The organism is Rhodococcus sp. P4_B6 (assembly GCF_056402215.1).
On record NZ_JBFUHV010000281.1, the window covers coordinates 1 to 7,418 of the forward strand.

Consider the following 7,418-nt stretch of genomic DNA (forward strand, 5'->3'; position numbering starts at 1 on the left):
GTCGACGCCTTCACGCATGTACCACCGCGTCGTCTGGCGGTCGACGCCTTCACGCATGTACCACCGCGTCGTCTGGCGGAATTGATCCACACCATCGCAGACATGTTCGACGGATTGCCGATGCATGTGCGGCAGCCGGACATCACCGACTCCTCCGGTGACGGTCAGCTCGGGTGATGCGACCAGCATGCGCGGTCCGATCAGGTTGCCCGCGTTGATTTCGTTCCGGACAACCAGGTCCAGTCGCGGCTTCGCCGATGCGGCGCACAGGATGCTGGTGAAGCCCTGATCCAGCATCAGCCGTGCGTTGCGAGCAGTGAGCAACGTGTGCTCCTCGACCGGCAGATTGCCCATTTTCGCAAGGTCGATCTCGGGAAGGAAGCTCGGATGCGAGTGGGCATCGATCAGTCCCGGCATGACCGTCGCGCCGCCGACGTCTATGACTGTGGCGTCGGGGTCCTGCCCGTTTCCGGTCCCCTCGGCAGCGACACTCAGGATCCGCTGCCCTTCGATCACGATTTCGGCGAGATACGGCTCTGCCCCCGTACCATCGATCAGCCGTGCGTTGCGAAGCTTGATCGTCACGATTTTCTCCTTCTCAGCCTCGGGGAATCCAGGATTGGTGAAGCGCAGCGGCGAGACCCGAACGGGATTGTCCGTTCCAATTCCGGCGCCATAGGGCGCCCTTCGAGTGTCGCCTCTGTTGGCGGAATGCGACCCGACGCAGTCTTCCTGAATTCGGAACCATTTTCCTAGTTGTGAAATGTGTCACCGGACCGCGGGACTTGTCAAGAGAAATCCCGTATTGGCCGGTTTGTCACGAAGAGGCAAGTCGGCAGACTTGACACCGACCCGTCCCGCCTTCCGTGGCCACTGCCGTCGCGCGGTGGACGGGTCCGACCTTCCAGGTCGCGCTCACATGCAATTGACTTCTCCCGCTTCGCTTGTCGCGCCGCTGTGCCGAAGTCGCCCGGGCGGGGGCAATTCACGAACGCGGGGCGCACGCGACCCCGAGCGGTCCGAAGGCGCCCACCGCCCAGACCCTTGACGTCGCCGCGCGCGGATCGCTAATATTCGAATACGCGAAATCAGTTTCGAAAAACCGAGAGCTTGAGGGTTGCCGGTTCACCGTCGCGAGCTCGTTGAGCGCTGAGCGGAACCCCTGAGGAGATAGATCGCTATGTGCCATCACGACTCGAAGAACCATGGCTGACCCACCCGCAGCGGCGAGCCTGCCTGCGCTACTCGCAGCATGCGCTACCGAATCGCCTCGAGCGGAGGCGCTGATTGACGACGTCGCGACCGGAAAAGTGGTGCGTCGAGGTCTAGGCGAACAGGCGCCGGCACTGGCGCCGGCACAACTGACACAGGATCGGAGTTGCGCATGAGCAACAACTGGGGACGATGGGGCGCCGACGACGAAGCCGGTGCACTCAATCTCGTCACAACCGGCGTGACGCGCAGGGCCGCGGGCTTGGTCGCCACCGGCCAGACGCTGTCGCTGGCCCAACCCCTCGGCCCGAAGACACCTGCGCCCGGCCACCGGCAACAGCCGTCGCGGTTCATGAACCGCGACGCCGGTGATTACGCGCTCGGTGCACGCACGCCGGGAGGATTCAAATTCGCCGAGGACACAGTGCAATTCGCGACCCACAGCGGTACTCACGTCGACGCGCTGTCTCATGCGTGGTCGGGGGACGAACTCTACAATGGGCATTCGTCTGCCCTCACCAGAAGTACGCAAGGCGCACAGCGGTGCGGCGCCGAGAAGCTCGCACCGGTCGCCACCCGTGGCATTCTCGTCGACTTGGTACGCGCATCCGGTGGGCCGCTCGCCCCGCAGACCGCGGTCGGACCTGAAGAACTCGAGCGCGGCATTTCCGAAGCCGGCGTGTCGGTTGAGCCGGGCGACGCCGTATTGGTCCGGACCGGGTGGTGGGAATCGAAGGGATCGAGCGACTCCTACTTCGCGGACGAACCCGGCATCAACGAAGAGGCCGCCCGCTGGCTCGCGAGCCGTGACGTGGCGCTGGTGGGTGCGGACAATTATGCGGTCGAACAGCAATCGGCTGAACCCGGCTTTCCGGCGCATCTGGTGCTCCTCCACCAGTTCGGCGTGCCGCTGATCGAGAACCTGGATCTCGCGGAACTCGCGGAGGCGCTGTCCGTCCTCGATCGTTCGACGTTCTTCCTGCTGTTCGCCCCGATCCCCCTCGTCGGCTCGACCGGAACTCCGGTGACGCCCGTGGCGATCCTGTGAACAGCAACTGGCCTGCCGATCTCGTGCGGCCCGGAGACCTGGTTGTGGTGGCGCAAGGCGTCGGGGAGCCGACGCCACTGCTCGATCAGCTCCTCGCGGCCTGCCCACCCGAGGTCGAGATCTTCGTCGGACTCAGCCACAGCGATGCGCTCAAAGGATCCGCGCCGCAGCGTCCGCTCGTGTCCTTCGGTGCAATGGGGCCACTCGGCAAGCTCGCGGCCACCGGCCACGCCGAGGTAATCCCCTGCAATTTCGACGACCTGCCACGCCTGTTGCCTTTGCGTGCCCGGAGCAACCTCGTGCTCCTGATGCAAGTGTCCCCCGCTGATTCGCAGGGATGCCACGGCTTGGGAATGGCGATGGACTACACCTACGAACTGATCTCGCAAGCACGAACCGTGGTGGCCGAGGTCAATGCCGCGATGCCAACCACGTCCGCGCCAACACTTCCGGCCTCCACGTTCGCTGCCGTCATCCACACGTCCCGGCCTCTTCCGATTGTGCCCACACCAGCAGTGGATGAAGATCACCACGGAATCGCCAGGCATATCCTGCCGCTGATCCCTGACGGCGGGACCATCCAACTCGGCATCGGCGCGGTCCCCTCAGCCATCGGGAAGGCGCTGACCGTACGCCGCGGATTACGTGTTCGATCGACCCTCGCCGGCGATTGGCTGCTGGATCTGCATCGCGCTGGATCACTCTGCGAAGAGCCCGGTTCGGTCATCATCAGCGAAGCCGCGGGCTCCGAGGAACTGTACGAGCACATCGCCACGTCGACAACGTGGGTACGGCCGGTCGCCGAGGTAATCGGTCCGGCAGCCGCAGCGTCGATCCCCCGACTGTTCGCAGTGAACTCGGCACTGCAGGTAGACCTCACCGGTCAAGTCAACGCCGAAGAGATCGACAGCAGATATTTGGGAGCCACCGGTGGGCAAGCAGAATTCCTGCGGGCCGCTCAGCGCTCGCCCGGCGGGGCATCGATCGTCGCGCTCGCTGCGACGGCACACAGCGGACGAACCTCCCGGATCGTTCGGCAGCTGCAGCCCCCGACCGTCACGACGCCGCGAACGAGCATCGACTTCGTGGCCACCGAGTTCGGCGTCGTCGATCTCAGAGGGCGGACTCTGCGCGAACGCGCCGACGCCATGATCGCGATCGCGGCGCCTCAGCACCGATCGAGCCTTCACGAACAGAACGGACACCAACGATGACACCACCATCCGAAATTGACGACCGACTCACCAGATTCCTGTCCGACCAACTGGATGGGGCCGGTGCTCGCGTAGTAGGCCTGAACCGCATCGGTGTCGGCAGGTCCCGGGACAATTGGGTGTTCGACCTGGTGACCGACCACAATGGCACCGAGCATTGCGAGCCGCTGATCCTGCGCAGCGACCCGGACGGAGGCCTGGTCGACACAGACCGCAACGTGGAGTTCGCGTTGCTCGGCATGCTGGAGAGCAGCGATCTGCCAACCCCGGGTGCCCGCTGGCTGGACGCCGACGGGCGATGGCTCGGCCGGCCCTCGCTGATCATGCAGCGGTGCCCAGGTGACTGCGACTACCGCGTGCTTTCGGACCCGCAACGCTCGATCACTCAGCGGCGGGCCCTTGCCGAAAGCTTCTGCGAACTCATGGCGCAAGTCCACAGCACCGATTGGCAGGCACTCGGGTTGTCAGCGGTACTCGATGGTTCCGGCCGGCTCGGTGCGCCCGCCGAACTCGACGCCTGGGAGAAGGTTCTGCGTCACAACCAGCTGGAGCCGTTGCCCGAGTTGGATTTTGCGATTGCGGGACTACGAGCGTCAGCACCCGAACCGGCTCGCACCGTTCTGGTCCACGCCGATTTCAAACCCGGCAACATTCTGTTGGACGGTGATCGGATTACCGCACTGCTCGACTGGGAGTTGGCTCATCTCGGCGATCCGCTCGAGGACCTCGGGTGGGTGACGCAGCCGCTGCGGAGGATGGAGCACCTGATCGACGGGGCGTGGGATGCCGACGATCTGATCGAGCATTACGAGCGAGCCACAGGATTCGAGGTCGACCGCGGCAACCTTCGGTGGTGGCAGGCCTTTTCGACGTTCAAGACCGCGGTGATGCAGGTCAGCGGTCTGCGATCGTTTCTCGATGGCCGTAGTGACGAGCCATTTCGCCCCACCCGCCGGGTACTGGCGACATTGCTCGATTTCGTAGTCAAGGAGGATATCCGATGAGACCGACCATTCACGAGCAATTGTCCGGAGTCGATCGGCTTCTCGATCTCGCTGACGGATCTCATTCGCTTCCGGTCGAGACGTCCGAATTACTGAGCAACGCACGCCGACTGATCAAGCGGGTTGCCACATCATGGGACACGGCATTGCCCTTCCTCCTGGACGACAACGCTCGGCTCACCGAACTCCTGAACGCCGGCGTCGAGGCGCAGGCGCCTGCCCCGACCGACATCACAGCTGTCGTCGCGCGAAACGAGGAGCTACGAGGATCGTTAACTCAGCTCATCTCCACCATTCCCACAGACCCCGAGTTTCGACAGCGTCGGGCCGAAATCGGACAGTACCTGCAGTGGCGGGTTGCCACCGATCCCGCCTGACAGGCAGAAAGACGAGCAAACGTGAACGCACTACCACCAAAATCGATCTCCGGCGACGAGCACTTGGCCGAACAGTTCCCGCTATCGCCGATAGATGACTATTTCGTCCACCAAACCCCGGATCCCGTACGGGTCATGTGGACAGGGGATCCCCGGGCGTACGAACGCCACTGGGTGGTGATCCACGACGACACCGGCGAGTTGCTGATCGCCACGGGCGGCAGCCTCTATCCGAACCTCGATCGGGCCGAGGCCTACGCGATCGTCAACTCGAAAGGCCGACATACCACCGTCCGGAGTTTCCGCTCGATCGGCGCGGATCGCACCGACCTGCGCGTGGGACCGATCGTGCCCACGATTGTTCGCGGTCTGCGGGAATGGCGTTACGTCCTCGAGCCGAACGAGTGGGGAGTCAGCTACGATTTGACGTTCCACGACACCACCCGGCAGGTTTTTCGCGAACCGCTGTCGGACTCTGCGCACGGCTTTCCGACCGGTCGCCGCAACGATGTCACCAGCGGATTCGAATGCTTCGGCTCGGTGACCGGATGGGTCGAGATCGAGGGCGAACGAACCACTTTGGGTCCGAATGCCGCAGGAACGAGGGATCGCCACTGGGGCACCGGACGCGGTGTCGGGGGACCGGAGTTGTCCCTGGGAGGCCGCCTGCACGTAGGGACCAACGGCAACGCCTTCGTGGCATTTCCGGACTGGGCGCTGTGGGGTGACCGACTCTTCTACCCGTTCGGCGACTCGACATCGGGTTCGACGCGAGTCCTCAAACCCACCCGCCGACTCCGGTTCGAGCCGGACACGGACCTCTTCGTCGAAGCCATCGTCGACTACGAGTTCGACAACGGCAAGCAAGTCCAACTCCACTACGAGCGGGTGGGCCAGCAGACGGCCTATCTGCGATGCGGAATGTACGGCGGCACACCGGATCGTGACATCCACCAAGGCGGTTATGCCGGCCCCGACCTGACCGAGGGAGAATCGTATGATCTGAGTCGACCGGAGACCCGGATCGGTATCCGCGGCCTCGACGAGCATCTCTGCCGCGTCACACGTGACGACGGCCAGACCGTTCTCGGGATATACCAGACCATCGACCCCGTGGCCTATGAAGTGTGCATATCGGGCAGGAAGGGCTGGAACCTCCTCGTCTGAGAAGCACCAGGCCAGGACGGTATGGACCGTACAGCCGAAACTCTCTGAAACCCTTGACTTCAGCCATCGCTCGCGACATTCTGATAATCGGAACGCATTTCGAGTCCATGAATTCTGAATCTCCTGTGACCGTGGCGAACCAATAAGAATTCGGTCGAAGACCACGAGATTGACCACTTCTGACGCAGCATGGAGCGATTTCGGCCAGTCGCATTCCTCAGATGCAGGCATTTCGTGCAACGAGAATCTTCCTGAAGGGGCAAATTGTGGTGATTTTACGGAGTACACGGCGAGGCGCATGTGTACTGTCCGCAGCATTGCTGGCATCGGTCGGGTTGGTCGCTTGCAGCTCGACGGGTTCCGGCACATCGGGAGATGCGATACGAGTGGGCGTGACAACGTCGCTCACCGGATCGTTCGGTACCTACGGAAACATGATCAAGGACGGACTGGAGGCCGGCCTGTACTGCAGCACCGAAGGCACCAGCGAAGTCGACGGCAAGCCAATCGAATTCGTCTACGCCGATGACGGCGGCGATCCCGAGCAGACGCTCGCTGCGGCCACCAGGATGGTTGGTGACGGGATCAACATCCTCACCGGCACCACGTCGTCCGCCGCCGCGATGCAACTCGGCCACTTCGCCGAGCAACAGAATCTCCTGTACATCTCCGGTGCCGCGGGGATCGATGATGTCACCGGTCTGAACGCCAACACTTTCCGTGCCTCGCGACAGGCGTATCAGGAAGCGGCCGCCCTGAGCAGCGTCCTCGAGAAGAACAATAACAAGACGGTAGTACTTGCCCAGGACTACGCATTCGGACAGAAGTACGCCTCTACGATCACCGGCATCCTCGAATCGAGCGGATCTGAAGTAGAGAAAGTGCTTGTGCCTTTGGACACGAATGAGTTCACGCCCTACGCGCGGCGAATCAGCGAGTTGAAGCCCGATCTACTGATTGTTGTCTATTACGGCGATGGGGCTCCGTCCATGTGGCAAGCGATGTCGCAACAAGGAATCTTGGACACGACCACGGTCGCGAGCGTGCTGGTCGAGAAGCCGCACTGGTCAATCTATGGTGACGCCGCCGAGAAGATCAACTTCGTGACGCACTATTACCCAGGCGCACCAGGCGGCGAAATGAACGATTGCCTGACCGAGCGAGTGCCCGATGCCGACCTGTCCACCCACGACGGATTCGTGGCTGCTCAGCAGATCGTGCATGCACTATCCACTGCGGGCCCCGACGACGTCGAAGGCATGATCGAGGCACTCGACGGGTGGTCATTCGAGGCGCCGAAAGGACCTATGACAATCCGCTCAGGTGACCACGCCCTACTTCAGGACATGTACCTCGTCTCGCTCAGTGACAACGATGGCGAATTGGTCGCCCACAC

7 protein-coding genes are annotated in these 7,418 nt (G+C 62.8%); 6 read left to right on the forward strand and 1 reads right to left on the reverse strand.

Going from position 1 to position 7,418, the window contains the following annotated elements; all coding sequences use genetic code 11:
• Positions 1 to 585, reverse strand: a 585-nt coding sequence (locus AC1DWT_RS48290; protein ID WP_477925985.1) for an amidohydrolase family protein, incomplete at its 3' end; no start/stop codon positions are given.
• 799 nt (positions 586 to 1,384) lie between these two features.
• Between AC1DWT_RS48290 and AC1DWT_RS48295 the strand changes: the two genes are divergently transcribed.
• The 6 genes from AC1DWT_RS48295 to AC1DWT_RS48320 form a co-directional block, all read left to right on the forward strand.
• Positions 1,385 to 2,260: a cyclase family protein gene (locus AC1DWT_RS48295; protein ID WP_206012537.1), complete on the forward strand. Its 876-nt coding sequence runs from the start codon at positions 1,385 to 1,387 to the stop codon at positions 2,258 to 2,260.
• Positions 2,257 to 3,474 carry an acetyl-CoA hydrolase/transferase family protein gene (locus tag AC1DWT_RS48300; protein WP_241031263.1) on the forward strand — a complete coding sequence of 406 codons (1,218 nt, stop codon included), beginning with the start codon at positions 2,257 to 2,259 and terminating at the stop codon, positions 3,472 to 3,474. Before AC1DWT_RS48295 ends, AC1DWT_RS48300 begins: the two co-directional genes overlap by 4 nt.
• A complete protein-coding gene (locus AC1DWT_RS48305) occupies positions 3,471 to 4,478 on the forward strand; it encodes a phosphotransferase family protein (protein WP_206012538.1) in 1,008 nt (335 codons plus the stop codon). Before AC1DWT_RS48300 ends, AC1DWT_RS48305 begins: the two co-directional genes overlap by 4 nt.
• Entirely contained in the window at positions 4,475 to 4,855 is a 381-nt protein-coding gene (locus AC1DWT_RS48310) for a hypothetical protein (protein ID WP_095863813.1), read from the forward strand. Before AC1DWT_RS48305 ends, AC1DWT_RS48310 begins: the two co-directional genes overlap by 4 nt.
• A gap of 21 nt (positions 4,856 to 4,876) precedes the next feature.
• Complete coding sequence (locus tag AC1DWT_RS48315) at positions 4,877 to 6,022, forward strand: Rv3169 family protein (RefSeq protein ID WP_477925986.1); 1,146 nt, start codon at positions 4,877 to 4,879, stop codon at positions 6,020 to 6,022.
• 392 nt (positions 6,023 to 6,414) lie between these two features.
• The coding region (locus tag AC1DWT_RS48320) for a substrate-binding domain-containing protein (protein WP_477925987.1) at positions 6,415 to 7,418 on the forward strand (1,004 nt) is incomplete at its 3' end.